The sequence below is a fragment of the Neobacillus sp. BF23-41 genome (genome assembly GCF_041106275.1).
The window spans coordinates 1-26,928 of sequence record NZ_JBGBPR010000018.1 but is presented as its reverse complement, the minus strand read 5'-3'; the positions used below and the strand labels follow the sequence as shown (position 1 = coordinate 26,928).

The 26,928-nt window shown below is 36.1% G+C and carries 24 protein-coding genes and 2 pseudogenes; 22 read left to right on the top strand and 4 right to left on the bottom strand.

Annotated features, from left to right (window positions below; all coding sequences use genetic code 11):
• Positions 1-36: 36 nt before the first annotated feature.
• The 3 genes from AB7942_RS22105 to AB7942_RS22095 all read left to right on the top strand — a co-directional run bounded on the left by AB7942_RS22105 (position 37) and on the right by AB7942_RS22095 (position 4,266).
• Positions 37-1,968 carry a fructose-1,6-bisphosphatase gene (locus tag AB7942_RS22105; protein WP_369448526.1) on the top strand — a complete coding sequence of 644 codons (1,932 nt, stop codon included), beginning with the start codon at positions 37-39 and terminating at the stop codon, positions 1,966-1,968.
• Between the two features lie 72 nt (positions 1,969-2,040).
• Positions 2,041-3,408: a dipeptidase gene (locus tag AB7942_RS22100; protein ID WP_369448525.1), complete on the top strand. Its 1,368-nt coding sequence runs from the start codon at positions 2,041-2,043 to the stop codon at positions 3,406-3,408.
• A 105-nt stretch (positions 3,409-3,513) separates the two neighbouring features.
• On the top strand, positions 3,514-4,266 hold the full coding sequence (locus AB7942_RS22095; protein ID WP_369448524.1) for an NADPH-dependent oxidoreductase: 753 nt from the start codon (positions 3,514-3,516) through the stop codon (positions 4,264-4,266).
• 290 nt (positions 4,267-4,556) lie between these two features.
• Here AB7942_RS22095 and AB7942_RS22090 read toward each other — a convergent pair whose 3' ends face one another.
• Positions 4,557-5,381, bottom strand: coding sequence for an ABC transporter permease (locus AB7942_RS22090; RefSeq protein WP_098934815.1), 825 nt, complete (start codon positions 5,379-5,381; stop codon positions 4,557-4,559).
• Positions 5,382-5,405: 24 nt separating this feature from the next.
• On the bottom strand, positions 5,406-6,173 hold the full coding sequence (locus AB7942_RS22085) for an ABC transporter ATP-binding protein (RefSeq protein WP_369448523.1): 768 nt from the start codon (positions 6,171-6,173) through the stop codon (positions 5,406-5,408).
• A gap of 469 nt (positions 6,174-6,642) precedes the next feature.
• Here AB7942_RS22085 and AB7942_RS22080 point away from each other — a divergent pair, with 469 nt between their 5' ends.
• The 4 genes from AB7942_RS22080 to AB7942_RS22065 all read left to right on the top strand — a co-directional run bounded on the left by AB7942_RS22080 (position 6,643) and on the right by AB7942_RS22065 (position 9,451).
• Complete coding sequence (locus AB7942_RS22080) at positions 6,643-7,536, top strand: TauD/TfdA dioxygenase family protein (protein WP_369448522.1); 894 nt, start codon at positions 6,643-6,645, stop codon at positions 7,534-7,536.
• Positions 7,537-7,665: 129 nt separating this feature from the next.
• The gene (locus tag AB7942_RS22075; RefSeq protein WP_369448521.1) at positions 7,666-8,667 is read left to right on the top strand and encodes an ABC transporter substrate-binding protein; all 1,002 of its coding nucleotides are present in this window, start codon (positions 7,666-7,668) and stop codon (positions 8,665-8,667) included.
• A 190-nt stretch (positions 8,668-8,857) separates the two neighbouring features.
• Entirely contained in the window at positions 8,858-9,061 is a 204-nt protein-coding gene (locus tag AB7942_RS22070) for an ATP-binding protein (RefSeq protein ID WP_369448520.1), read from the top strand.
• Positions 9,062-9,367: 306 nt separating this feature from the next.
• On the top strand, positions 9,368-9,451 hold the full coding sequence (locus AB7942_RS22065; protein WP_369448568.1) for a putative holin-like toxin: 84 nt from the start codon (positions 9,368-9,370) through the stop codon (positions 9,449-9,451).
• A gap of 293 nt (positions 9,452-9,744) precedes the next feature.
• Here the strand turns inward: AB7942_RS22065 and AB7942_RS22060 are convergent, their stop codons facing one another.
• Positions 9,745-10,380, bottom strand: coding sequence for a hypothetical protein (locus AB7942_RS22060; protein WP_369448519.1), 636 nt, complete (start codon positions 10,378-10,380; stop codon positions 9,745-9,747).
• A gap of 454 nt (positions 10,381-10,834) precedes the next feature.
• Between AB7942_RS22060 and AB7942_RS22055 the strand changes: the two genes are divergently transcribed.
• From AB7942_RS22055 to AB7942_RS22000, 12 genes and pseudogenes are all read left to right on the top strand, one after another.
• Positions 10,835-15,616, top strand: a complete 4,782-nt coding sequence (locus tag AB7942_RS22055) for an AAA domain-containing protein (RefSeq protein WP_369448518.1) — start codon at positions 10,835-10,837, stop codon at positions 15,614-15,616.
• A 363-nt stretch (positions 15,617-15,979) separates the two neighbouring features.
• Positions 15,980-16,294, top strand: a complete 315-nt coding sequence (locus tag AB7942_RS22050) for a nucleotide pyrophosphohydrolase (protein WP_369448517.1) — start codon at positions 15,980-15,982, stop codon at positions 16,292-16,294.
• Positions 16,291-17,124: a glycoside hydrolase family 18 protein gene (locus AB7942_RS22045; protein ID WP_369448516.1), complete on the top strand. Its 834-nt coding sequence runs from the start codon at positions 16,291-16,293 to the stop codon at positions 17,122-17,124. The genes AB7942_RS22050 and AB7942_RS22045 overlap by 4 nt, the downstream gene beginning before the upstream one ends.
• 16 nt (positions 17,125-17,140) lie before the next feature.
• Positions 17,141-17,206 (top strand): annotated as a pseudogene (locus AB7942_RS22040) (NAD(P)H-dependent oxidoreductase); the annotation flags it as partial.
• Positions 17,207-17,380: 174 nt separating this feature from the next.
• Positions 17,381-17,797, top strand: a complete 417-nt coding sequence (locus tag AB7942_RS22035; RefSeq protein WP_369448515.1) for a nucleoside 2-deoxyribosyltransferase — start codon at positions 17,381-17,383, stop codon at positions 17,795-17,797.
• 291 nt (positions 17,798-18,088) lie between these two features.
• Positions 18,089-18,484 (top strand): transcriptional regulator SpxA, encoded by a 396-nt coding sequence (gene spxA / locus AB7942_RS22030; RefSeq protein WP_369448514.1) that lies wholly within the window; start codon positions 18,089-18,091, stop codon positions 18,482-18,484.
• A 117-nt stretch (positions 18,485-18,601) separates the two neighbouring features.
• A complete protein-coding gene (locus AB7942_RS22025) occupies positions 18,602-19,033 on the top strand; it encodes a MarR family winged helix-turn-helix transcriptional regulator (protein WP_369448513.1) in 432 nt (143 codons plus the stop codon).
• 186 nt (positions 19,034-19,219) lie between these two features.
• Positions 19,220-20,158, top strand: a complete 939-nt coding sequence (locus AB7942_RS22020; RefSeq protein ID WP_369448512.1) for a ring-cleaving dioxygenase — start codon at positions 19,220-19,222, stop codon at positions 20,156-20,158.
• Positions 20,159-20,259: 101 nt separating this feature from the next.
• A pseudogene (locus AB7942_RS22015) lies at positions 20,260-21,203 on the top strand (ring-cleaving dioxygenase).
• Positions 21,203-21,805, top strand: coding sequence for an alpha/beta hydrolase (locus AB7942_RS22010; RefSeq protein ID WP_369448567.1), 603 nt, complete (start codon positions 21,203-21,205; stop codon positions 21,803-21,805). The pseudogene AB7942_RS22015 and the gene AB7942_RS22010 overlap by 1 nt, the downstream one beginning before the upstream one ends.
• 133 nt (positions 21,806-21,938) lie before the next feature.
• Positions 21,939-22,604, top strand: coding sequence for an NAD(P)H:quinone oxidoreductase (gene wrbA, locus AB7942_RS22005; protein ID WP_168244441.1), 666 nt, complete (start codon positions 21,939-21,941; stop codon positions 22,602-22,604).
• Between the two features lie 137 nt (positions 22,605-22,741).
• Positions 22,742-23,170, top strand: coding sequence for an organic hydroperoxide resistance protein (locus AB7942_RS22000; protein ID WP_369448511.1), 429 nt, complete (start codon positions 22,742-22,744; stop codon positions 23,168-23,170).
• Positions 23,171-23,443: 273 nt separating this feature from the next.
• Here AB7942_RS22000 and AB7942_RS21995 read toward each other — a convergent pair whose 3' ends face one another.
• Positions 23,444-23,878: a PaaI family thioesterase gene (locus AB7942_RS21995; protein ID WP_369448510.1), complete on the bottom strand. Its 435-nt coding sequence runs from the start codon at positions 23,876-23,878 to the stop codon at positions 23,444-23,446.
• A 187-nt stretch (positions 23,879-24,065) separates the two neighbouring features.
• On the opposite strand from AB7942_RS21995, the gene AB7942_RS21990 reads away from it, so the two are divergent.
• The 3 genes from AB7942_RS21990 to AB7942_RS21980 all read left to right on the top strand — a co-directional run.
• Positions 24,066-24,671, top strand: coding sequence for a TetR/AcrR family transcriptional regulator (locus AB7942_RS21990; protein ID WP_369448509.1), 606 nt, complete (start codon positions 24,066-24,068; stop codon positions 24,669-24,671).
• A gap of 215 nt (positions 24,672-24,886) precedes the next feature.
• Positions 24,887-25,462: a TetR/AcrR family transcriptional regulator gene (locus AB7942_RS21985; RefSeq protein WP_369448508.1), complete on the top strand. Its 576-nt coding sequence runs from the start codon at positions 24,887-24,889 to the stop codon at positions 25,460-25,462.
• Positions 25,463-26,257: 795 nt separating this feature from the next.
• The coding region (locus AB7942_RS21980; protein WP_369448507.1) for an MFS transporter at positions 26,258-26,928 on the top strand (671 nt) is incomplete at its 3' end.

Below are 26,928 nucleotides of genomic sequence, written 5' to 3'. Positions count from 1 at the left end.
GCAACGCAGTCAATTCTGAAAGGGGATACATATTTTTTGAACGCAAAATATCTAGATTTACTCGCCCAAAAATATGATAGTGCAGAAAAAGTAGCAACAGAAATTATTAATCTCGAATCCATTCTAAATCTACCAAAGGGGACTGAACATTTTGTCAGTGATTTACATGGTGAGTATCAAGCTTTTCAACATGTATTAAGAAATGGTTCAGGGAATGTAAAAGAGAAAATTAATGACCTGTTTCAACATACCTTATCTGAATCCGAAAGGAATGAATTTGCAACATTAATTTATTACCCAGAGGAAAAACTGAAGTTAATAAAAAGTCATTTTGGTAATGAACTAGAATTAAACCAATGGTATACAGAAATCATTGAGCGAATGATTAAGCTCATTTCTTATGCCTCCTCCAAATACACACGCTCTAAGTTACGTAAAGCTTTGCCGAAACAGTTTGTGTATATAATTGAAGAGTTACTCTACAAAAAAGATGATTCCACAAATAAGGATGATTATTATTCAAAAATTGTCCAGCAGATTATCTCCTTAGAACAGGCGGATAAACTGATCATAGGTCTTGCCTATACGACACAGCGATTAGTTGTCGACCATCTTCATGTAGTAGGGGATATTTACGACCGTGGACCCGAGCCCGATAAAATTATGGAAACACTGATCGATTATCATTCGGTTGATATTCAATGGGGAAACCATGATGTCCTATGGCTGGGTGCCTTTGCTGGATCAAAGGTATGTCTGGCTAATATTATTCGTATTTGTGCGAGATACGACAATTTGGATATTATTGAAGATGTATATGGAATCAATCTAAGACCATTACTTAATCTAGCGGAAAAGTACTATGAAGACAATCCAGTTTTTAGACCTAAGGTCCATTCCGATAAAAAACTATCTAATCATGAACAACTGCAAATTACGAAAATTCATCAAGCGATCGCCATGATTCAATTCAAACTGGAAATTCCGATCATTAAGAGGCGCCCGTACTTTAATATGTCAGAAAGACTTTTACTTGAGAAAATTGATTATGAAAAGAACGAAATAACGATACATGGGAAAACCTACCCTCTAGTAAATAGTTGCTTTGCTACTGTTAATCCAATGCAGCCAGATCAATTATTAGATGAAGAAAAACAAGTGATCGAAAAATTGTTATTTTCCGTTCAGCATTCCGAAAAGCTGGCTAGACATATGAAATTCCTTATGAAAAAAGGCAGCCTTTATTTGAAATATAACGGAAACTTGTTAATTCATGGTTGCATTCCTTTAGATGAAGAAGGAAATATGGAAAAAATGACGATTGAGAATAAAACGTATGCAGGCCGTGAATTACTTGATACGTTTGAATATAATTTACGACATGCTTTTGAACATCCGGAAAATACAGATGACCTTGCAACTGATATGGTTTGGTATTTATGGAACGGAGAATACTCATCCCTCTTTGGAAAAAGAGAAATGACCACCTTTGAAAGGTACTTTATTCAGGATAAGGAAACGCATAAGGAGAAAAAGAACCCTTATTATTACTTACGTGAGAATGAAGAACTTTGCAAAAAACTCTTGGCTGAATTCGATCTCGACCCTGAGCAGGGTCATATTATCAACGGCCATACACCAGTGAAAGAAATTGAGGGAGAGAATCCCATCAAAGCGAATGGAAGAATGATTGTTATCGATGGTGGGTTCTCAAAACCCTATCAATCTGTAACAGGTATAGCAGGATACACGTTACTATATAATTCCTACGGTATGCAATTGGTTGCTCATAAACAGTTTCATTCAAAAGAAAATGTATTAAGTGACGGTACCGATGTATTATCGGTAAAAAGAGTAGTGGATAAAGAACTGGTGAGAAAAAAGGTAAGAGAAACGAATATTGGTAAAGAACTATTACAGGAAATTTCAAATTTGAATAGTTTGAGGGAATATCGATATATGAATTAGAGCGGATTGTGGGTTTTCTCCATTCTTTTTGTATAATATAAGAATAGAAAATAAACGAGAAAAGGTGAGAACATGAGTCAATTATCCGAGTTGTTATCCAATCAACATAATCAAAATGTCGAGGAATTAAAAGAATTGCTCCGGATTCCAAGCATCAGTTCCTTATCCGAGCATAAAGAGGACATTCAAAAAGCAGCTTCATGGATTGCCAATAAATTAGAAAGCATTGGAATGGAACATGTTGAAATCGTCCAGACAAAGGGTCATCCGCTTATCTATGCGGACTGGCTTCATCAGGAAAATGCCCCAACAGTCTTAGTGTACGGCCATTATGACGTACAGCCCGTTGATCCCATTCATCTATGGGAAACGCCTCCGTTTGAACCAACGATCCGTGATGAAAAGATCTTTGCCAGAGGGGCAACCGACGACAAAGGGCAGACGTTCTTACATATCAAAGCAGTGGAAACACTATTGAAATTAGAAGGTAAATTACCGGTAAACGTAAAATTTTGCATCGAAGGAGAAGAAGAAATCGGAAGTCCTCATCTTCCGCCATACTTATCCGAGAATAAAGAAAAATTATCCTGTGATGTGGTCGTGATTTCCGATTCTGATATGTGGGACAGAGGCGTCCCTGCGATTACTTATTCATTAAGAGGTCTGTGTGCATTAGAAGTTTCCCTTAAAACCGCAAATTCTGATTTGCACTCGGGCATGTTCGGCGGGGGAGTTCAAAACGCCAACCATCTATTGGTACAGCTGCTTTCTACTCTTCATGATTCAAATGGTAAAGTAAATGTTGACCATTTTTATGATGATGTAGTGGAATTAACCGCATTTGAAAAGGAACAAATTAAAGCACTGGGCTTCGATGAAGAAAAGTTAAAAAAATCGTTAGCATTAACTGATTTAACAGGAGGGGAAAACAATTATCCTTATCCTGAGAGAATCAGCTCCAGGCCAACATTAGAAATTAACGGATTATGGGGCGGATTTCAGGGGGAAGGAACTAAAACGGTCATCCCGAACGAGGCTCATGCCAAAATCACCTGCCGTCTAGTCCACAATCAAAACCCTGAAAAGATTCAAGGATTGGTAAAAAAGCATCTGGAAGAACATGCACCAAAAGGATGCACGGTGAAAGTGTCGCTACAAGATACGGGGAATCCATTTTTAACGCCGATCGACAGTCCGATGATTCAAAAAGCGGCTGAAGCGTATGAAACTGTTTATGGGAAATCGCCTGTTTACAAAAGAGAAGGTGGCTCCATTCCTATTGTATCGGATTTCAACCAATCACTACATGCTCCTGTTGTCTTAATGGGCTTCGGTTTGCCAGATGAAAATCTTCATGCTCCAAACGAACACTTTAACTTAGAAAACTTCGATAAAGGGATCTTAACCATTTGTTCCTTTTTAGAACTTCTTAATAAGTAAAATGGTGCCTGACACCACCTTCAGTGGTGTCAGGCACTTTTATTAGATTCAGGTGTTTGAATTTAAAGCTGCGTGTGTAGTATCGTATACACGAGGAGTGATAGTATGAACGAAACCATTCAATTATTAAGAAATCATCGCTCAGTTAGGGACTTCGACACTGAAAAAGAGGTAAGCGAAGCCCAGATCGAAGTGATTATTGAGGCGGCTTTGGCTGGTCCCAATTGGATTAATGGTCAGCAAGTGAGCGTGATCGAAGTCAGGGAAACTGAAAGGAAAGCCGCATTGGCGAAGGCGGCAGGCAACCAAAGGTGGATTAAGGAAGCTCCAGTTTTTCTAGTGTTTTGCATGGATTTTTATCGGGCGAAGCTGGCAGCTGAAAAAAATGGTACGGAGTTTAAAATTGTCGAGGACTTAGAAGCCATTATGATCGGTTCAACAGATGTAGGGATCGCTCTGGGAAGCGCAGTTATAGCGGCTGAATCGATGGGTCTTGGGATCGTTCCAATCGGAGGATTACGGAGAAATCCCCAAACCTTTGTTGAACTAATGAATCTTCCGGAATATGTTTTTCCAATCTCAGGTCTGGTGGTCGGATATCCACAATCCGTCCCCGCTCAAAAACCAAGGCTGCCAATTAAGGCAACACTTCAGAAAGAACAGTATGATGCGAAAATTCAAAAGGAAATTATTGACCAATATGATCAAACGATATCATCCTATATGTCTGAACGGACCAGCGGGAAAGATACCAGCGACTGGTCCAGTAAGGTCGCTCAATTTTATGATACGGGTTTTGACCAATACGCAAAAAATTCCAGTCCCACGGTAAAAAATCAGAGGTTCCGATATAAGTGAAAAATTCATAGATCTTAACTCAAAATAGAGCAATGGACTAATATGGGCGTAGCTAGTTGATAGGAAATTGTTGATTTCCAAAAAGACAATCTCGAAATTAATTGATCTTTATCTTATAAGTACCATGATAATAAAAAAGAAAAAAGTGCTAACAATATCAGTTAATATAGTTTTTTCTACAAAAAAGACTACTTTCATATATATAGGAAGTAGTCTTTTTATGTTGTAGTAATTTGGAGGTCTTGACGACTTTTCTTAGTTGAATGAGATGTGGATTGATTGGTTTTTGGTTAAGCTTTAAAGCTATCTTGCCATTTTAGTAAACGATTTTCTAAAAAGCGGACAATAGAGTCGGATATTTTACCAGCAAGGGCAAAGATGATAATGCCTACAAAGACAGTGTCTGTCTGCATAAAAGAACGGGCATCTTGGATCATGAAGCCCACACCTCTATCTGCGCCCAATAACTCTGCGACAACTAAGCACATCCAGGCAGCGCTTAGAGCTAAGCGTATACCTAGTAAAATATTAGGTAGAGAAGCTGGAATCATAAGCTTAGTTATTTGCTCTATTCGGCTGTACTCTAATATTTGAGCAACATCGTATAATTTTTTATCTACATTACGAATGCCTAAAAAGGTTTGTAAATATAAAGGGAAAAAGGCACCTAAAGCAATTAGTAATATCTTAGATAATTCACCAAACCCTAACCACATGATAAACAGCGGTGTAATCACAAGCAGTGGGACAGTGCGGAGCATTTGGATACTTGGGTTTAAATATTCCTCCGCCATTTTGTTCATGCCAACAATGACACCTATTAATAATCCGAGAAAACCGCCTATTGCAAAGCCGAGAAATGCTCGGATTAAACTGATTTGCAAATGTTTAGCCATCTCCCCTGACTGGACTAGTTCAATGAAGCGGGTGACAATTAACAATGGTGAAGAAAATAATTGAGCGGACAAGATATCGATTGAACTTAAGAATTGCCATAAAATCAATACGAAAACAGGCAGGGATAATCCTCGCCAAATAGAGTAGCTTTTTGTTAATTGTGATTTCTTTTTCTTAATTGAAATGGCTTTGTTCTGAGCGATTGTTTGTGTAGACATTTATATCATCCTTTCTTTTTTTAGTTAAATGCTCCAATCTTCTATTTCATTAACTTGGTGATCAAGGTATTTCAAGATAACGGTTCTGTATTCTTGGAACGCTTTACTGATCCTTGTTCTTGGATAAGGCAAATCAATAGGTACAATACCCTTTATTCGCCCTGGCTTTGCATCCATGACGACGACTTTAGATGACAAAAAGATCGCCTCATCAATATCGTGGGTTACAAGCATCATTGTCGTCTGATTTTCCTCCCATATTTCAAGTAAAGCTTCTTGGAGATGGTTGCGAGTGAATGCATCTAATGCGCCAAACGGTTCATCTAACAATAACACTTCAGGATTTCGCAGCAAGGCCCTGGCAATTGCCACACGTTGTGACATTCCCCCGGATAATTGACGCGGATATGCTTTTTCAAATCCTTTAAGTTTTACAAGTGAAATTAAATGGTCCACTTTTGAACGTATATCCGGATCTTTTAATGACAGATTACCTGCAATATTTTTTTCTACGTTTAACCAGGGAAACAAACGATGCTCTTGAAAAATAAAGCCACGATCCTTAGAGGGACCATTCACTGCCTTTTCAGCTATCTTAATCTCGCCTTCAAAATCTAAATCAAGTCCTGCAATCAATTTTAATAATGTACTTTTTCCGCAACCGCTGGGACCAATAATGGTCATAAACTCACCATATTTTACACCGAGATTAAAATCCTCTAAAACTTTAATGCTTTCATTGTCACTCTTAAAAGTTTTTCTTACATGATTTATTTCCACTGTTGATACCATAATGCTCATCATCCTTTCTAAAATAAAAAAAGAGATTCAGCGAAAAGACATATGTGTCTTTTCGCCGAATCTCCAGTAGACTAGTCGATTCATTCGAATGAATTAATTGATAATAACTTACCATGGTTATTATTAATATTCAATACTTTAAAACCAACTAAATTTATAGGATTACTTAAAAAATAATTGACAGACTATTTCGAACCCTGTTAAGATGCATTCATAAACAAACCACTTACCAATTTAGTCCAATTAAATAAAAGTGATCAGAATCCACTAGTCGACTAGAGATTTAACAAAGAGAAGCTTCCACGCTCACTTTGTTGGATCTCTTTTTGTTTTTTGAACGAATCATTAAGCTGACTATATCACTGGGTTAGGTGGGAAATAAAAAGTCAGGAGGCGGTTCAAGAGAGATTTACGCTGTATTTGAAAAAAATAAAACATGATTATTAGGAGGAATTTGAAAATGACAGCTTTTCAAACAAAACAATTAAAAGTGGTACCGCAAGCAGGAAGAATTGGTGCAGAAATTCAAGGTGTTCAATTAAGCGGGGATTTAGAATCAAGTATTTTAAATGAAATTAAACAAGCGCTAAACGAGTACAAGGTAGTATTTTTTAAGGGTCAAAATCATTTAACGGATGCGAGCCAAGAAGCATTTGCAACATTACTAGGCGAACCATATGCTCATCCGACCGTACCGGTAAAAAATAATACGAACTATATTTTTGAGCTGGACTCTGAGGTAGGTGCAAAAGCGAATCATTGGCATACTGATGTTACGTTTGTTCCTGAAGTTCCGAAATACTCTATATTAAGAGGGGTAACGATTCCGGAAGTTGGCGGTGATACAGTTTGGGCAAATACGAATACAGCGTATGATGACCTTCCGGAGGGCTTGAAAAGATTAGCAGATAAGTTATGGGGAATTCATTCAAATGAATTTGATTATGCACAGTTTAAACAAAGTGATATTAATGTTAATGAAGTTACAAAAAAATATCGTGCTGTTTTTGAATCAACAGTTTTTAAAACGAGACATCCAGTTGTTCATGTTCACGCAGAAACAGGGAAAAAGCATTTGTTATTAGGAGGATTTGCAGGAAAGTTAGAAGGCTATACAACAAGTGAATCTGAAAGATTGTTAAGTATCTTTGATTCTTATGTGACCCGTTTAGAGAATACCGTACGCTGGAAATGGACGGAAGGGGATGTGGTCATTTGGGATAACTTGGCCACGCAACATTATGCGGTTGCAGACTACGGAGATCGTCATCGCGTTGTACGACGTGTAACAGTCGGAAAAAACGTACCCGTTAATCAGGAAAATGAAGTAAGCAGATTAATAGTTAAAAAATAAAATCTAACCAATTGAATAATTAGAGGTTCCGATAAGGAGATCACGCTCATTGTCGGACCTCTTTTCTTATCCTAGTCAGGATACACACATACAGGCGGGTGAAGCCATGTGATACGAGGAGGTTAAAATATGGAGAAATATCGTAAGCATTTATTAGGATTATTTTTGGTCATTTCCATGATATTTTTATTAGCAGGATGCGGTTCATCCGCAGAAAAAACGAATGCCAAAAGTAATGACAAAGGTGCTCCGGCTAAAGTGAATATTGCTTTAAATGGGAAAATGGGACCATTAGTCATTGCTCGGGAAAAGGGCTGGTTCGAAGAAGAGTTTAAGGCGATGAATGCCGAAGTTAAATGGAGTGAATTCACAAGCGGACCCCCGCTATTAGAATCACTTGCTTCAAATCGTGTTGATTTATCGTTTTTAGGAGATGGTGCGTTAATAGCAGGTTTAGATAAAAAACTTCCATTTGAAGTAATTGCCCAAACCGGTACAGGAGAATCGAATGTTCGGATTTTAGTACAAAAAAATGGAGATATAAAGAAGATTAAAGATTTAAAAGGCAGGACTGTTGGTGTTCCACTTGGTACAACGGCTCATGTGTATCTAATTAAAGCATTGAAAGCGAATGGATTAACGACTGATGATGTGAAACTCATCAATCTTCAACCCGATGATGCACAAGCGGCCTTCGAATCCAAAAAATTAGACGCATGGTCAGTGTGGAATCCTTATTATCTAAATAATGTTGAAAAAGGGAATGGAGTAACTCTAAATGTAAACAAAAAAATATTTGCCCCTGGCGCAATTATTGCCAGGACAGGCTTTGCGGAAGAACATCCTGAGATTGTTCAAGCATATTTAAGAGTATACAAAAAAGCAGCCGATTGGCAAATTGAAAATCCGGATGAAGCATCTGAAATATATTCACGTGCAACAAAACTTCCAGCTGCTCTCATTAAGAAAATCATCACAGCGGAAAAACCCAATATACTTTTTACTGAAGAGTCTATTAACGCACAGCAAGATTCCATTGACACATTAGCTGATGCAGGGTACATCAAGAAAGCATTTAATTATAAAGAACAAATCCATAATGAGTACATCGATGCAGCTTTAAAAAAATAACATCAAAAGGTTAAATAGAAATTTAAAAAAAGTGCCTGACACCATCCAATTTTGGATGGTGTCAGGCACTTTTTTTAAAAGAGCTAGATTTTCGTTATATTTCTAATCCTTTCCTATTCAAGGTTACAAAAAAGACCAACCTGTCATAATGGGAGTTCGTAATATAGACGAAAAAGTAGAAGTTTCAGGTATGAGTGATGGAACGACAGACCAGCTATATCCATCCTTAAGAATCGCAAGTTTAGAAAAGTATGTAAAAGAATACGAGCCTATCCCTTTCATCGTAGATGACATTCTGGTCCACTTTGACGACGAAAGATCAAAAGAAACATTAAAAATATTGCTGGAACTATCTAAACAAACCCAAATCATTTTCTTCTCCCATCACTCTTGACTGATTGAACTAATGAGAGAAGTAACAACCGAAAGTTCCTATCAATTAACGGAATTAAACACGATCAGTATAGAGGGATATTGAAGCTGTCTCTTTAGCCCTTGAATAGGTGGGGAAATAGACTGGAAAATTGTAGAAAATAATATAGTAGAGAACATAGTATGATTTCGTACGTATCGATCTATTTATCCAAAAAACAAAACGTATGTTCCTATTTCTATTATTGCATGTTAAAATAGAAGTGCGATAGAAGAGGATTTCTCAAGGGTGGTTAGCACATTCCCATCAGAAAGGGGGTGATGCTTAATGACAGTATTTGAAACATTCATGATTACGTTTGCATTTGCAAGCCTGATTGTAGCCGTTCTGTCATTTAACCAAAAAAAATAATCCACCCTTGAGTTTTAGCAGCCCTGGGTGGATTACTTCCGCTTAATGCTGATTCCCTTGCAGGGAACCTGCTATTGCATTGACCGTGTGGTGTTAATGGCACCAGCGGTCTTTTTTTATTTTATGCAATTATATAGATATATTATAACCAAAAAAACGGAAAAAGAAAATAGAGTATGAGTTTTAGGTTGTTCCACTATTCATCTCGATATAGGGTCCCTATCATTGAACTTGTTGGGGATTGAAAGGCACTTCCATTAAAGGGCACACTCAAAAAAGGTGTGCCCTTTGTATTATCCTTGGAAATTTGTATACCAACCCGGCCTGCGGTTTGTATATATGCTTCCGTTTGGTGCATAGGAGAAGTGAATATTTTGTTCTTTGAGCTTTGAGATGAGCTCGTTTTGCTCCATATCACCCACGAGCCAAAAGGCTCCATGATTATCTCGTTGGTCAATAACTTCATACCCCAGGCTCTCTAAATATCCTTTTAACCCTTCTTCAGCAATGGTTAGGTGTTTCTGGTCAACCACTGCTTTCTTTTCAGTTATGGGAGTTTCCACTTTAGTAAGAACTGTAGATTGAATCAAATGTTCCTCTCCAGTAGCCGGCGTTATAGGTGGGTTTGTTTCCTTTGATTTCAGGTCCAAATCAGCTTTATCTCCAGAAACATCCTGATACTCATTTTTTCTTGTTAGCGAAATAGTCATCGTTTTTGGCGGTCTGTTTAGATCAATTCTTCCAGATGGTTCAATTTGATATTGTTTAAGAGTTTCCCATAGAGAATCGAGTGCTTTTTCAGGGTTGTAATAATACTCGCTTCCCCGAACTCTCCAAAATCTCCATCCACATCTTTCTAATATTCGCTGGCGATTCATATCGTAGTCATATTGGTAGGGTCCGTGCCAATGATCACCATCACATTCCACGGCAATTCGGCCTTAATTAGGGTTTGGAAAGGAGAGGTTCTTAAATTTAGGAACCTCTTTTGTTCTATTTTTATTTATTAGGTGCTGTCATTTTCTACTAGAATTGGACAATCTTAATGTTGTGGTAAGGTGGCAATAGTTTAGGTAATTAAATTGGAATTAGGCAATGAAATTTAAATATATCCAGCCTACAAGGAAGATTTCAAGTTTATTATTCCGATAAAAGTAAGTGGCCAGGAGGAATTTAACTTAATTGCCACTTGGTATAAGCGTGAGAACAAACTGTATTCTTGTCTTAAATATAATTATTTAGCACCCTCCAAAAAATTCGAAGGGTGCTTTTTGTTTTAATCTTCGAATATATTATAAGGTCCTTATTTACTACAGGTCTAATAATACCCAAATTATGCTAATATGATATTAAGAGAAAAAGCCTATATAAGGTGGGGAGATCATGTCAACGGAAACAGCGAAAATAGCAAGGATTTTTGAATATTTGCTTGCTGTTAAAAATCTAAACGAAAAGATTATTCGTATTGTTAATGATTATGAACAGGTATGGTGGGAAAAGGACATTCCACAAATAGATGGTTTTTATATTGGCGGGAGTGGGACAAGTGAAGAAGCTTGGTTTGAGGTACATAAGCAAGAAATTCCTACAGTACCCCAAGTTCCATCTGAATTAAAAAAATGGGTAACTAAATTTGATAATCCAGAGCAATCTCCCACAGTACTTGAGGTCCTGGTAATAGGCATAGATGAAGAAGAAAAAGAAATTATGGAATTATTTGATGAGGATCCAAAACGAAAAACTAGTTACCAACAATGGATAGAAGAATGGGAAATGTGGGCTGCAGAAGCATCCCCAAAAATGAAGATTCAACAGTTATATACGGACCTATTCACCTTGTATCAACGGTTTGAACGTGAAGGGGAAGACATAGAACTTGTTTGCGGGCATGGATTACTTCAATGGAAAATTGATGATAAACAAATCTCCCGTCATATTTTAGTAACGAAATTAGAAATTACTTTTGACGCAAAGAAAGGTATTTTTCATCTCTTGCCTACGAGCAAAGGAACAGCGATGGAAACAGACATGTTATTACATATTGATTTTCCGAATGCCACACGGGTTATGAAAATGGAAAATCAAATTCAAGAGCTTGATTTTTCACCAAATCAATTGGATCCTATTAAGTCCTTTTTGCAGGAAGTTGTTCATACGATAAGCCCAGAAGGATTATTTAAGACAGATAAAAAGGACAGTTTGAAAAGCGTATCAACACCGATCATTTCTAATAGTCCGGCCATATTCTTGAGAAAAACAGGTGGCAGGTTTTGGCAGCAAGAATTAACCAATGCCATTGAAAAAATACAAGCAGGTTTTCCAGTTCCAGAATCCATAAAAAAATTAATTACGACAAGTGAATCTGGTGATGATCCAAAGGTTCTATCCCCAGATTGGGAGGCAGTGGGCCAGGAGTTGCTTTTCCCATTGCCGGCTAATAAAGAACAGCAATTGATTGCTGAGAAATTAGCTGCTAATAGTGGTGTAGTTATACAGGGGCCACCTGGAACAGGGAAAAGCCATACGATTGCTAATTTGATTAGTCACCTTCTTGCACACGGGAAAAGAGTACTTGTCACTAGTGAAAAAGAACGTGCTTTACATGTATTAAAAAATAAAATCCCTAAAGAAATTCGTCCACTGTGTGTAAGTGTTTTAGGAGGGGACTCGAAATCAGTCAAAGAAATCGAGGACTCCGTTCGTGTTATTGCCGAAAATATCGATTCAAAACAACCTGAAATTTTACAAAAGAATATCGAGCGATTAAAAAGAGAATTACAAACCACTAAGAGGAGTATTGAACGAATCAATCAAATGATTAATGATGCTGCAGAAAGGGAATGCATACCAAAAAAGTTTGGTGACATGGAATTAAAGCCACTAGATGCAGCAAAATGGCTTAAGAAGTTTGAAAGTCATGCCTGGATACCTGATAACATTAAATCAGACTCGCCATTCCCATTCTCTACCGAAAAACTAATTAAATTTTTTGAAATTTTAGGTCTTCTGGCAAAAGAAGATATTCAGTCGCTATCGTTAGTAAGACCTAGCCTAAAATCATTGCCTCCATCCAACGTATTTTTAGAAAAAGTCAATGAGATACAGGGAATAGAGGAGAAGATCGAACAGACAACGGAACAGATAAAGGGCTGGACTACCGAGGATTTTATGAGCCTTGATTTTGCCAAATGGACGACTAAAACGACAGAAGCCATTGTAAAGTTGAAACAAATGCATAATCCCAAGTGGCTCTATACCATTATCAAGGATTGCGTGAGAGAATCAAGCCAAGTACCCATGTGGAATCAATTTATCAAAGAAATTGATGAAAAGGTAATTGAAATTCAAATACTGGAGAAGGAAATCATTGAGCATAAAATTGTCCTAACTACAAATAAGATTCTTCCTGAGTTAAGGGACGACCTCCTTGTTTTGAATGAAAAATTATCTTCTAATCCCAAGATAGGCTGGTTATATAAAAACGTAACAGGTAGAAAACTTAAATATCTCTTTGAAGAGATAAAAGTAAATACCTATCCGATTAGAAACAGTGAAGACCTCACCTTGGTCATAAAACACATTGATCTAATGATTATGAAGCAAAAACTATCTATTAAGTGGAATCGTGTCTTAGATGAAATTGACGGAACTAAAATGGAAGAAACACAGAAAAGATTTGCTCTAATAATAAAGGAGAAATGCAATCAAATCCTTAATGCATCTAATTGGGTTAACAACTTAGAAAAAGAGTTTGAGGAATTATTTGCTGTTATTTCCATGACTGGGGAACATAGGTTTCATGAGGAACAATGGCTGTATGAACTACATCAAGGTTTACAAGCTTTTCATTACAAAAAGACTTGGCATGAAACACAAACATTCTTTCAAAAAATAGAAGTAGATTTAATTGCAGGAATGAATCAACGACATTCACATCCATTATGGAATAACTTATTAGATTCACTTCGTAAGCGAAATACCACAACTTGGGATGCAATCCTTTCAGAAGTGGAAAGACTTGAAGGCTTAGAAGTTGATTATCAACAATTGTTAGAACTAAAAAGTCTACTATTTGATGCAGCACCAAAATGGACATTGGAATTACTAGAAACTGGTGGAGTAGGAAAGCCGCTAATTCCCCCAACAGATCTAGAGATTGCCTGGATATGGCGTCAAGTAGATGCCTGGCTGAAGGAATTAAATGCTAAACAACAGATTGATCACCTAGAAGAACATAGAAAAATGGCAAAATTGAAAGAACAAAAAGTCATAAAAGAATTAATTGCGGAAGCAACTTGGAAGGAACAATTAGAACGAACCACACGGACACAAAAAATGAGTTTATTCGCATGGCAAAAGGCGATTCAACGAATTGGAAAAGGAACGGGAAAATATACCCGTATATACCGCCAAGAGGCTAGCAAAGAAATGAAGGTAGCAAGAGGGGCCATTCCAGTTTGGATTATGCCAATCCAGCGTGTGATTGAGAACTTCGATCTAACAGAAGACATGTTTGATGTGGTTATTATTGATGAAAGTAGCCAAAGCAATTTGTTCGGATTAAGTGCCTTTCTTCGTGGGAAAAAAGCGGTTATAGTTGGGGATGAAAATCAAATCAGTCCTGAGAATGCTTTTACAGAAATAAGCGATGTCCATGAATTAATCACTAGGTATCTTTTTGATATCCCGAATAAAATGCAATTTGACATTCGGACCAGTTTATATGACACAGCTTCTAGGGTTTTTGACAGTAAAATCGTCTTAAAAGAGCATTTCCGCTGCGTCCCAGAAATCATTAAATTCAGCAATGAATTAATGTATGGCGGAATGATTGACCCATTACGTCTACCTTTTGCAAAGGATATGTTTACACCGCCTGTAAAGGCAGTAAAAGTTGATGATGGGTATCGATTGGACAATACCACTAAAGTAATTAACATTCCAGAGGCTGAAGCCATTGTTGATTATATTATAGAGTGTATTAAGGATCCAATATATTATCAAAAGTCTTTTGGAGTGATTACACTACTCGGGAACGATCAACAAAAAGTGATTGAAGGACTCATTCACAAGAAAATCGTTGAAGAAGACATCATCAATAGAAGACTAGTGGTAGGAGATGCGTATGCCTTTCAGGGAGACGAACGCGATGTGATCTTCCTCTCATTAGTCATCGCGGAAAATAAAAGTTTTACTTCACTCGGGAAAAAAGATGCACTACAAAGATTTAATGTTGCTGCAAGCCGATCAAGAGATCAAATGATATTGTTCCACTCCGTTGATGCAAACAAGTTAAATCCAAATGATGTTCGATATCGACTTTTACAACATTGTCTTAATCATGGTGAAACCGAGGAAGAATTGGTTAAGGAGGAACATGAATTTGTCTCGGAACTAGAAAGAGACATTTATACGTTAATTTCATCCAAGGGATATCGTGTTGTTCCACAAGTTAAGGTTGGCACATTAGGTAAGGCAATAGATTTGGTAGTTGAAGGAGAGCGTACGCGATTAGCCATTGAATGTGAGGGTGATATGGAATGGCAAGGTGAGGAGAAATGGAAAGAGGAAATTGAACGACAGCGTGTTCTTGAAAGAGTAGGATGGACATTTTGGCGGATCAGGGGAAGTGTATTCTATTCAAATCCTGAGAAAACGATGGAATCGCTCTTTGCCAAGTTGAGTTACATGGGAATTCGTCCTCATAATCAACAAAAGGAAACAAGTAATAATGTTTCACCAAGAGTATTAAAAAAGGAAATCATCCTAAAAAAATTAAATAAACAACCAGTGAGAGAAAAATCCAAAGAAAATTTTTCTACTTTCAAGCAAGATAGAAACATCAAAGTTGAACCCCAAAAAAACAAAACTCATTCAGAACAAATAGCCCTATTCTCACATGAATTAGAAGGTTATCATGAACAAATGGATTTAATTGATTTGATTGATGAAGCCCCTGAAAGTCTTTATAATTATTTAACTGTAAAGAACTATGAAGTTATAGACAAACGTCACAAGGGTGGGAATCTTTGGTTAGTCGGTGGGGCTGAACTAAGGCCGTTAATTAGTGAACTTAGACAAATGGGGATTAACTTTCAGTTTTCAATTAAAGGGAGTCGCGCGACTAAGTATAGACCTGGGTGGTTTACGAGTTACATGGGATAGAAATATTAAGTAAGGCGTAACCAATTGTGGTTAGGCCTTTCTGTGTGCAGTCATTTTCATTAACATGTCATCAATTACCGTATGAGCGTGGATATGAGAACTATTAGTCGAAAAAATGGTGTCCATGGCGACGAGGGACCTTTAGGAGGTCTTAGGAAAATCGTTGGTCTAAAGTATAAGTCTTTACTTTTATTGAAAAATATACAACCTAGCCAAAAGGTGCGCATAACCGCAGAAATTAATCGATGAATAATCATCACATAATATTATTATAAAGTTTTTATATAAAATTGTAGTGTTAAAATAAGGTAATAATAGAATTAAATATATCATTGGAATAATGTTCCATAGGAGAGATAAAGAATGAAAGAGATTCAAAAAAAGATCTTAGACTTCCGTGATGAAAGAGATTGGAAAAAGTACCACAATGAAAAAGATTTGGCCATATCGATTTCCCTTGAGGCAAATGAACTGCTTGAAAATTTTCAGTGGCGTAATAGTGAAGAAGCAATTGCTAAATCCGAACAAAATATAAAAGAAGAAATGGCGGATATTTTAATATATCTTGTCCAGCTTGCAGATAAAATGGGAATTAATCTTGAAGAGGAAGTCACAAACAAGCTGGTTAAAAACGCTATTAAATACCCAGTAAGTAAAAGTGTGGAAAAAATTAAATGATTATCTACAATGAGACCTCTTCAAATTTTTTTAACCATATTTATGAAAATAAAATTGGGTATGTTCTTAAGAAAAACGTTTTATCAAAAATGAACAAAGTAGTTTCAGGAAGTGAATTGAGGTCCTGGGAAAACTCACTCCCGCAAATGGCTAAGGTTTTAGGGGATGCAGATTTAAAAGAGGATACCCATGTATTATTGGAATATAAGCTGCCCTCATCTGAAAAGAGAATCGACTTTCTCGTTGCTGGCCAGGACGAACAGGGGACAAAAAATGCTGTCATCATTGAGTTGAAACAATGGCAGAAAGCAAAGGTTTCTGAAGGAGAGGGTATTGTACGGACCTTTTTAGGAGGTAGAGAACGGGAAACGGTTCATCCTGCCTATCAAGCATCTTCTTATAAGAGATATTTGCAGAATTTCAATGAGTCACTTTATTGTGATTCAACCTCAATTCAGCTTCACTCTTGTGCTTATTTACATAATTATATTATGGCTAGTATCGGGGAGCCGCTGCTGGATTTGCGCTACAGCAGTTATATACAGGTATCTCCTGTTTACTTCCAATTTAATGATCGGGATTTGGCAAGGAATATCCGGAAGCACAGATATCAAAGTCCGGTGCACTATAATGAGAATGCTACTGCACCTTGGTTCCGTGTTGACAATAAAGGAAATCTGTACGAAGTATGGTTTAAGGACCCACGCAGCTTACTGGTTAAGTTTCGACTAGTTCGACAATATGGACTAGCTGGAATGGGGTGCTGGCACTTAGTTTTAACAATGCCTCAAACAGAAAAAATGTTACTAGAGGAATTTAATGTGCACTAATATTGTTATATCTTAATACAATCAATCTGTTCCAGGGGACTTAAAAAATGCTATTGATTGGTTTTCAAGAGTAGAACAATAATTTGTAAAAAACCAGTAATTCTTGCAGAAGGGTCTCCTGGTTTTTTCTTAATAATCCTTGGTAGAATCAAAAAATGCTTAGCATTCTTGAAACTTTAATAAAATTTTTATTTAGCCATTTCTATTTTCATAAACCTCCTAATAATTATGTTTATAAACATTTGGAGGTCAATAAATGAACGTATATTTGGCGGGACCATTTTTTAACTCAGAACAAATTGCGCTGTTAGAAAAATTAGAAATAATTTTATTGAACAAAGGATTAAATGTTTTTTCTCCACGTAAATACAAAAGTGAGTTTCCTTTTGGATCTTATCAATGGCAATATCAAAACTTTGTTGCTGATGTGAATGCCATTCAGTATGGCGATATTATCTTTGCAGTATATAACGATCAGGATCCTGGAACAATGTGGGAAGTTGGATATGCATGGTCGCTTAAAAAGCCAATCATTATTTTTAATACTAAAGAAAAAGTGTTAAATCTTATGATTGTTCAATCTTTACATGCCTATTTAGATAGTTTTGATAAAGTAATTCAGTATGATTTTAATAAATTACCTCGAATACCTTATCTTGGAGCTGTGACATGAAATTTATATTGATAATAGGATATTTATTAGGGTGAAAATATATAATTTCTCCATTATTTGTTCTTTTGAGTATTTCTTAACATTAAAAGATAGATTGTTGACAAATTGGTTAAATAAATTATAATTGAATTATCTTGAATTTGAGATAATCAGATTTGAGATATCTGTTTATATAAGATATTAAATAGGTAATTACCTTTTTGTAATGTATATACATTCGTTTTTGTATTTATTTCATTATTTTCAGGATAGATATTATTGCTAATATATATTAAGGAAGGTCAGGTTAAAATGGTAACTTTATATTTAACACCTAGTTGTGTATATTGCCGTAAAGCAATAGCTTGGCTTGAAGATCACCAAATTGCTTATAAAGAAAGAAACATTTTATCTGAACCTCTTTCGATCGATGAGATTAAAAAAATTCTTCGTTTAACAGAATATGGTACAGATGAAATAATTTCAACACATTCGAATGCTTTTAAAAAATTGGATGGTAACATTGAATCTATATCACTTCAAGAGTTGTACAAGTTAATTAAAGATAACCCAGAATTATTACGAAAACCGTTAATCATGGATGAAAAAAGGTTACTTGTCGGGTATAACGAAGAAGAAATTCGTAAATTTTTGCCTAGAAAAAATCGATTATTCCAGCTTCGTGAAGCTCAACGAATGATTAATTAAATCTTAAGTTTAAGACAAATAAAAAGAGATATTGACTAAAATAACATTATTTATTATTATCTTCATCGATATCTCGAATTCGAGATATATTAAAGGGAGATATTATAGGAGGTGGTTATGATGAAAAGAGAATGCACAAATAAACCATTTATAGAATTGATGCATACTTCAAAAGTAATTCAGGAGCGAATAAGGGATGAAATGTCCAAAAATAACCTAAGTATTACAGAATTTTCGGTTTTAGAAGTGCTTTACCATAATGAAAAACAAACGATTCAGCAGATTGGTAATAGCATACTGATATCTAGTGGTTCGATGACGTATGTTATAGACAAATTAGAACAAAAAGGTTTTTTAAATCGACTTCCATGTCCTGATGACAGGCGTGTAATACATGTGACATTAACTGACGCTGGAGTTGCTTTAATGGAGATAATCATGCCAAAACATCAAGAATTGGTGGATGATATTTTTGGTTCTTTAAATAATGATGATGCTCAGATAATAGTTAATCTTTTGAAAAAAATTAATAATAGAGTGAAAAAATAATTTTTTAGTTAAAATATCTCGATTTAGAGAATTTTGAATCTGAAATAATAGTATTTATAAGAGTTTAAATGCATCAAATGTACAAAATAGTTATTAGGGATTAAATGAATAAAATTTAAATGTTTTACTAAGGATTGAACAATTGAACATGTTTCGTAAAAAACATTAGAAAATGGAGTGACAAAAATGACTAAGAAAACGATGGGTATTCACCATATAACAGCAATTGTAGGGCATCCGCAGGAAAATGTAGATTTCTACGCTGGAGTTTTAGGGTTGCGATTAGTAAAACAAACGGTAAATTTTGATGATCCTGGTACTTATCATCTTTATTTCGGTAATGAAGGCGGAAAACCGGGTACGATTATCACCTTTTTCCCTTGGCCTGGAGCTCGTCAAGGAATCATTGGAGACGGTCAAGTAGGGATCACTTCTTATGTTGTTCCGAAGGGTGCTATGGAATTTTGGGAAAAAAGACTTGAAAAATTCAACGTTTCCTTTACTAAAATGGAACGCTTTGGTGAGCAATATTTAGAATTTGATGATCCGCATGGACTTCACTTGGAAATTGTGGAAAGAGAAGAGGGGGAAGTCAATTCATGGACTTTCGGAGAGGTAACTCCTGAAGTTGCAATCAAAGGATTCGGCGGCGCCACTCTTTTATCTGCACAACCTAACAAAACCGGGGAATTGTTAGAAAATGTAATGGGACTTGAATTAATCGGAAAAGAAGGAGATTTCGCTCGTTATCGTTCTTCTGCAGATATCGGAAATATTATCGACCTAAAATTAATTCCTACTGGACGCGGTCAAATGGGTGTAGGAACAGTACACCACATTGCATGGCGGGCTAAAGATGACCAGGATCAATTGGATTGGAAGAGGTATGTTGAGGCGAACGATTATGGTGTTACACCAGTACAGGATCGAAACTACTTTAATGCTATTTACTTTAGAGAACATGGCGAAATTCTATTTGAAATTGCAACAGATCCACCAGGATTCGCTCATGATGAATCATTGGCGACGATGGGAGAAAAATTGATGCTGCCATCACAATACGAATCGCATAGAGGACAAATTGAGCAAGTATTGATTCCGATTGAAGTAAGAGAATTAGATTAATTCACGAAAGAGAATAATTGCTTTGCTTTCGATAGACCAAGCCGCAAATACCGATAGAGAAGGTTACACCCAATCCCACTGGTGAAATGGAGTGGATTAAAATGCAAAAAACAGCAGGGATCCATCATATAAGTGCGATGGTTAACGATGCTCAAAGGAATATTGATTTTTATGCTGGTGTACTTGGGTTAAGGCTCGTAAAAAAACGATAAATTTTGATCGTCCAGAGGTTTATCATCTTTATTTTGGGAATGAAATGGGCCAACATGGAACTGTTATAACTTTTTTTCCATGGCCTAAACAGCTTAAAGGTCGAATTGGAACAGGACAGGTGGGTGTGACAAGTTATATTATCCCAAAGGGCTCGATTCAATTTTGGAAGAAACGGTTGCAAAAATTCAATATTGAATTTATTTCAACAACTCGTTTTGGGGAAAGTAATTTGAAATTTAACGACCCTGATGGTCTTCAACTCGAACTAATTGAACGAGATGAAGGAGCAATCAATAATTGGAACTTTGGGGGAGTTCAAGCAGAGAATGCTATTAAAGGGTTTGGCGGCGCAGTTCTTTTTTCTGCTCAGCCGCATAAAACCACGGACATGCTAGAAAATATTTTGGGATTAGAATGTATTGGGCAAGAAGATGAATTTCCAAGATTTAAATCTGAAGGACAACTTGGAAATAACATTGATATCATGCTAAATCCCTCAGCCCGAGGGCTAATGGGGGCAGGAACGGTTCACCATATAGCATGGAGAGCAAAGGATGACGAAGACCATAGCAGATGGAGAAAACTTCTTCAAGATAAGTGGTATTATCCGACAGAAATACTTGATCGAAATTATTTTAAAGCTCTTTATTTTCATGAAGAAGGAGGAATCCTCTTCGAAATAGAGACTGACCCGCCAGTCTTTTCGGTTGATGAACCTGTTGCTGAACTTGGAAAAAAACTCATGTTACCTTCATGGTTAGAGTCAAAGCGTGAAGAATTAGAAGAAACCTTACCCCCAGTGGAGGTTCGCGTTCTGGAAGGAGATAAATGATGAAACACATATTTAATAAGGGGACTGACCCATCAAAACCAACTTTACTGTTGCTTCACGGTACAGGTGGAAATGAATTAGACCTGCTGCCACTTGCGGGAAGAATTGATGATGAGGCTTCAGTATTAAGTGTACGTGGGAATATATTGGAAAATGGAATGCCCCGATTTTTCCGAAGATTAGCTGAAGGAGTTTTTGATAAAGAAGATTTAATATTCAGAACAAAAGAATTAAATGAGTTTCTTGACGAAGCATCACAAAAATATGGTTTTGACCGAAATAATATTTTGGCAATTGGGTATTCAAATGGCGCAAATATTGCCGCTAGTTTATTATTCCATTATCAAAATGCATTAAAGGGTGCCATTCTTCATCATCCAATGGTGCCGAGAAAAGGAATTGATCTTCCAGATTTGTCAGGGAAGTCAGTATTTATTGCTGCTGGAACAAATGACCCAATCTGCTCACCATTGGAATCTGCTGAACTACAATCGTTACTTGAGCACGCAAACGCAAAGGTTGAACTTCATTGGGAGAACAGAGGCCATCAGTTAACCGTCGAAGAGGTAGAAGCCGCGGCTCAATGGTATCGCAAACTATAATTAAATAATAAAAATTACAGACAATGAATCGAATGTAAATCAACTGTTTTTTAATGAGAATCAAAAAAATAAAAAAACGGCATTATTATGAATATTAATTGAAAATGATTGAGAAAATAGGTGGTGTATTAAAATGGGTTTTTTATCTAAACTATTTGGGGATTCATCAGAAAAGGAGATCGAAACAATGACAAATGTAAAATTAGCCGTAATTTATTACAGCATGGGTGGAACAAACTATCAATTAGCAAAATGGGCTGAAGAAGGAGCGAAAGAAGCGGGTGCTGAAGTAAAGGTATTAAAAGTGCCTGAGCTTGCACCACAATCAGTTATTGAAGGAAATCCTGGTTGGAAAGCTCATGTTGAAGCAACGAAGGCAGTACCTGAAGTAACATTAAATGATTTGGAATGGGCAGATGCCATTATTTTCAGTGTACCTACTCGATTTGGTAACATGCCTGCACAAATGAAGCAATTTTTGGATACAACCGGAGGTTTATGGTTTAACGGAAAGCTTGTAAACAAAGTAGTTAGCGCCATGGCTTCTGCACAAAATCCTCATGGCGGTCAAGAAGCAACGATTTTATCCCTTTATACCACCATGTATCATTGGGGTGCAATTGTCGCAGCTCCTGGTTATACAGATCCGGTCACCTTCGGAGCAGGTGGTAACCCTTATGGAACAAGTGTTACTGTTGGACAAGATGGGAAAATGATCGAAGACGTACAGGCAGCTGTTAAACATCAAGCTAAACGTACCGTTACAGTTGCGGAGTGGGTCAAAAAAGCGAATCAATAACATTTTGACCGATAAGAAAAGCTAGTCGGAAAATTTCCGATTAGCTTTTCAAAATGTTAGGTTTTGAGTTAAGGGTAATAAGCTCTCTCTTTGTGAACATTAAGGCAAGACATTATTCTCAAAAAAGGAGAAAATCGATGACTACAATACCATTATTCACATCATCTGCAACAGCTACAGGAGGAAGACAAGGCAGAGTTGAATCATCAGATGGCAAGATAAAAGTGGATTTAGCAATGCCCGGCTCCCCAAGAGCGAAAGAATTACCAAACGCGACAAACCCTGAACAGTTGTTCGCTTGCGGTTACTCTGCTTGTTTCGATGGAGCTTTACAGCACATCGCAAGGCAGGAACATGTCAAATTCGAATCACAAGTAACGGCAAATGTAGATTTCTTAAAAGATGAGGCTGATCAAGGATTCAAAATTGCGGTAACCTTGCAAGTAAAAGGGACTGGTGTGGAAAAGGAAAAATTAGAAGAGCTTGTACATAAGGCTCATGAGTTCTGTCCATACTCAAAAGCCACAAGAGGGAATATTGACGTCACTCTCCAGGTTGTTGAATAAATCAAATTCGTTGGTTGGATCTAATTTATTAAAAAAAATAAATGCCTTGTCGAGGAAAGTTCTGCAATATAAGTTTGTCTTACATTTTTAATTCCAAAAAATTAATACTGAGAATTATATTAAAACGCCTCAGGACAAATTCTGAGGCGTTTTAGAAATATCAAAAATTACTAAGTACCATATAATTACACGTATGTGTTAATGAATTTTGTTACTGTTACCGCTTTTTAAAGCAGTCTTTTCGCCAGTAATTTATAAGCTAAAATTGTGCTCCTATCTTCCTGCTGATTTTTCTCCTCGAAGAATCATACATGTGCTTAAAGCATGGGCGACTAAGGAACCTCCTTCATCAAAAACATCACACTTAATCAACCCTATAGTGTTTCCTCTTTTCATAACCTCTCCTTTTGCTATAATTTTTTCGTTCCAGACGGGTTTTAAATAGTTAATTTTAAGTTCAACGGTTGTAAAGGTTTCATTAGTTTCTAATGTACTCGAAAAGGCTACACCCATCGCCATATCGGCAATATCGCATAGAATTCCACCGTGGATCGTCCCCATAGGATTTGCATGTTTTTCTGTATTACATTGTAATTCAAAAACTGCTTTTCCTTCTTCAACATATACCAGCTCCGCCCCAATTAACCTTGCAATGGGTGGTGGTGGAACCTCACCATTAATAAACATATCAAGAACTTTTTTACTCATTTTAACATCCCTCCATTATAAAAAAATACAAAACGGTCTGTTTTTATTATATACTTTAGTAGGTTTTATTTGTCAATATAATTGTAATGTTCAGATAAAAATAATGTGAATATGAAGACTTATAGAGTTATACTAATTTTAACAGACCAATCAGTTTGATAAATCAGACAGAAAAGAGGACAAAAATATGCGCAAGGGTGAACGAACTAAGCAGATGATTATTGAAAAAGCCTCTGGACTATTAAATACAGAAGGTTATATGAGTACTTCTATTACTAGTATCATGGAAAAAACCGGGATGGAAAAAGGAGGAATATATAATCACTTTAAAAGTAAAGCAGAACTTTCATTGGATGCATTTTCTTACTCAATTAATACCATGTCCATGACTTTTCAAAAAGCAATTGAAAACCAAAATTATACTATTGAAAAGCTGAATGCTATACTTGATGTTTTTTTGTTATTAGTAGAAGGGAAGCCCATTCCTGGAGGTTGTCCGATCTTAAATGCAGCGATAGAGTCAGATGATGCACATCCCGATTTACGGGAGGCGACAGTAAGGGCCATGAATGATTTATATTCCATGATCGTTCAAATAGTTCGAAATGGGATAAAAAACGGAGAAATCATTCCTACAATAGATTCTGAAACTTTTACAACTATATTTATATCCACAATTGAGGGATCTCTTATGATGACAAAGCTATATTATGACACTATTTATATAAACCGCTCTATTGGCTTCTTAAGAGATTACCTAACTAAACTTGAAACGACTAATAATAAAGATTGAGTTAAGATTGCAACTAACACTCCAGGTTTTTCAGTTGATGAACCATTCACAGAACTTGAGAAAAAACTCATGTTACCCTCGCGGATAGAACCAAAAAGAGAATATTTAGATTTGAGAATCCTTTATTTGTCACACTCCCTTAATAAAAGTGTTTTATTGACTATTCAATGATTATTTTTTAATATGCTATAATGCTTTCATAAGGAGGTACTAGCTTGGCCAGACATAAAGAATATGATGAAAAGGAAGCTTTACAAAAAGCAATGGAACTATTTAGGTATCAAGGTTACGAAAAAACCTCATTGCAAGATCTTGTTTCTCATATGGGGATTCATCGAAGAAGTTTATATGATACATTCGGTGACAAACATACTTTGTTTATTAAAGCATTAGAACTTTATGATAACACTATGAAGAAAAAAATGGATATACAAGTTAAGAAATTATCATCTGTGAAAGATACTATTAGAAGTATATTAGAAATGGCCATTTCTCAAGATAATGAAAAATCAATTGGATGTTTGACAGTAAATAGTGCAGTTGAGTTGGCTTTACATGATCAAGAGGTGGCAGAAAAAATTGAACAAAATTTTTCTAAATCAGAAAAGATTATACTTGAATTACTATTACGTGGACAAAATTCAGGTGAAATCCCTAAACACCATGATATAGAAAAACTATCTCAGTTTATTCATAATTCTTTTGTAGGTTTACGAGTATTAGCAAAAACAACTAACGATAAACATAAACTAAAAAATATTGTTGATATGACACTCTCTGTATTAGATTAATTATTTAAAATTGTTAGACTTTATTTTAAAAGACGGAAAAGGGTGCTAGACAATTGAAAATGATAAATGTGGTGTATGAGATGAGTTTATGTGGGACATCATTTTGGTACTAACAAAAGGAACTAATTTATGTTTGTTTCATTTTAGTCTTAGCCGCATTCTAAATAAAAATAAGTAAAAAGTTATTATTAAATTCATTTTAATAAGACCAGATTTCTATAATTTTATTGTGAAAGAAAAAGAGTTAACTAAAACCAGTTAACTCATTTTTGTTGTTATTTTTTGCAAATAAATAAATATATACAAGGATTGGAGGTAATCATTGCTTTGAAGAATAGCCAACATTTAAAAGTATGGGAAACTGTTACAAAAGTTACATGGGTGCATATCAATGCTTGACACTTATCTACTAGTAAGTTAAAATACAATAGTGGAAATCGAAAAACACAAATTTTTATACCTGGGATTAATATTTATTCGGAAAAAAGGTATGTTGGCATTTGTTATGATGATTTGTTCAAACAACAGGTCATTTTGAAAAAAAGAGGATATAGGAGTTGCCGTTACCGATCATGAAATATCGTTTAAAAGTCTGAAGATGTTGAATGGATAGCTCATACAATTCTGTCATGTATAAGTGGTACTTTGCAATATAAACGCTATTGGGGAAGGATATATGATCCCAAGTTCTGAAACAAATAAACCGTCTTATTAAAAATTATAGGGCGGTTTTTCTACGAATGTAACTTACCAACTAGTAAGTAAAATATAATTATGAAAGTAGGGATTTCTAAAATGAAAAGAATGCTTTGGGTTTATCTTATAATGTCCTGCTGTGCAACATTTATTACACCATTATTTCCTTTGTACAGTGAACATTATCAATTGAATAGTCTGCAAATTACGATTTTGTTTGCCGTTTATGCCGCTATCCTACTGCCGACCTTGTTTGTTGTAGGAGCCAGAGGGAACACCTGGGGATTGAAGAGGGTGCTTCGCAGCAGTATATGGATTTCTATTGCCTCTACGTTGCTCTTTCTAGGCAGTTTTGATGTTTGGATGCTCTATGCTGCAAGAATATTGGAAGGTATTGCATATGGCTCTTTTACAGGTACTGCCGCTGCATTTTTAATAAAACAAATCTCTCCTAATAAAGTAAGTACAGCTATCAAGTTATCAGGAGCAACGGTACTCATCGGATTTGGCCTAGGTCCAGCAATTGCTGGTTTAATTTTGCAATATTTACATCTGCAGCCGCTTAGAGTACCATACTGGTTTTTACTTGTAATGTTAATTACTTCTTTAGTAATTCTGGAAACTCTTCCTAAGCATGAGGATTCCCTCATGCAGAAACCGGCTAAGACTAAGATATCACTTGGAGTGCCTAATAGTATTCGTTCACATTTTTGGTCATTTGTTGCACTGCCGATCTTTACTGTTTTCACAATTCAAGGAATTGCGTTATC

Excerpts from the sequence above, each read along its gene's own strand:
- AB7942_RS22095 (WP_369448524.1), top strand. The coding sequence starts at position 3,514 with ATGAACGAAACCATTCAATTATTAAGAAATCATCGCTCAGTTAGGGAC.
- AB7942_RS22010 (WP_369448567.1), top strand. The coding sequence starts at position 21,203 with ATGAAACACATATTTAATAAGGGGACTGACCCATCAAAACCAACTTTA.
- spxA (WP_369448514.1), top strand. The coding sequence starts at position 18,089 with ATGGTAACTTTATATTTAACACCTAGTTGTGTATATTGCCGTAAAGCA.
- AB7942_RS22025 (WP_369448513.1), top strand. The coding sequence starts at position 18,602 with ATGATGAAAAGAGAATGCACAAATAAACCATTTATAGAATTGATGCAT.
- AB7942_RS22075 (WP_369448521.1), top strand. The coding sequence starts at position 7,666 with ATGGAGAAATATCGTAAGCATTTATTAGGATTATTTTTGGTCATTTCC.
- AB7942_RS21990 (WP_369448509.1), top strand. The coding sequence starts at position 24,066 with ATGCGCAAGGGTGAACGAACTAAGCAGATGATTATTGAAAAAGCCTCT.
- AB7942_RS22035 (WP_369448515.1), top strand. The coding sequence starts at position 17,381 with ATGAACGTATATTTGGCGGGACCATTTTTTAACTCAGAACAAATTGCG.
- wrbA (WP_168244441.1), top strand. The coding sequence starts at position 21,939 with ATGGGTTTTTTATCTAAACTATTTGGGGATTCATCAGAAAAGGAGATC.
- AB7942_RS22065 (WP_369448568.1), top strand. The coding sequence starts at position 9,368 with ATGACAGTATTTGAAACATTCATGATTACGTTTGCATTTGCAAGCCTG.
- AB7942_RS22070 (WP_369448520.1), top strand. The coding sequence starts at position 8,858 with ATGAGTGATGGAACGACAGACCAGCTATATCCATCCTTAAGAATCGCA.
- AB7942_RS22100 (WP_369448525.1), top strand. The coding sequence starts at position 2,041 with ATGAGTCAATTATCCGAGTTGTTATCCAATCAACATAATCAAAATGTC.
- AB7942_RS22080 (WP_369448522.1), top strand. The coding sequence starts at position 6,643 with ATGACAGCTTTTCAAACAAAACAATTAAAAGTGGTACCGCAAGCAGGA.
- AB7942_RS22090 (WP_098934815.1), bottom strand. The coding sequence starts at position 5,381 with ATGTCTACACAAACAATCGCTCAGAACAAAGCCATTTCAATTAAGAAA.
- AB7942_RS22085 (WP_369448523.1), bottom strand. The coding sequence starts at position 6,173 with ATGGTATCAACAGTGGAAATAAATCATGTAAGAAAAACTTTTAAGAGT.
- AB7942_RS22055 (WP_369448518.1), top strand. The coding sequence starts at position 10,835 with ATGTCAACGGAAACAGCGAAAATAGCAAGGATTTTTGAATATTTGCTT.
- AB7942_RS22045 (WP_369448516.1), top strand. The coding sequence starts at position 16,291 with ATGATTATCTACAATGAGACCTCTTCAAATTTTTTTAACCATATTTAT.
- AB7942_RS22050 (WP_369448517.1), top strand. The coding sequence starts at position 15,980 with ATGAAAGAGATTCAAAAAAAGATCTTAGACTTCCGTGATGAAAGAGAT.
- AB7942_RS21995 (WP_369448510.1), bottom strand. The coding sequence starts at position 23,878 with ATGAGTAAAAAAGTTCTTGATATGTTTATTAATGGTGAGGTTCCACCA.
- AB7942_RS22020 (WP_369448512.1), top strand. The coding sequence starts at position 19,220 with ATGACTAAGAAAACGATGGGTATTCACCATATAACAGCAATTGTAGGG.
- AB7942_RS22000 (WP_369448511.1), top strand. The coding sequence starts at position 22,742 with ATGACTACAATACCATTATTCACATCATCTGCAACAGCTACAGGAGGA.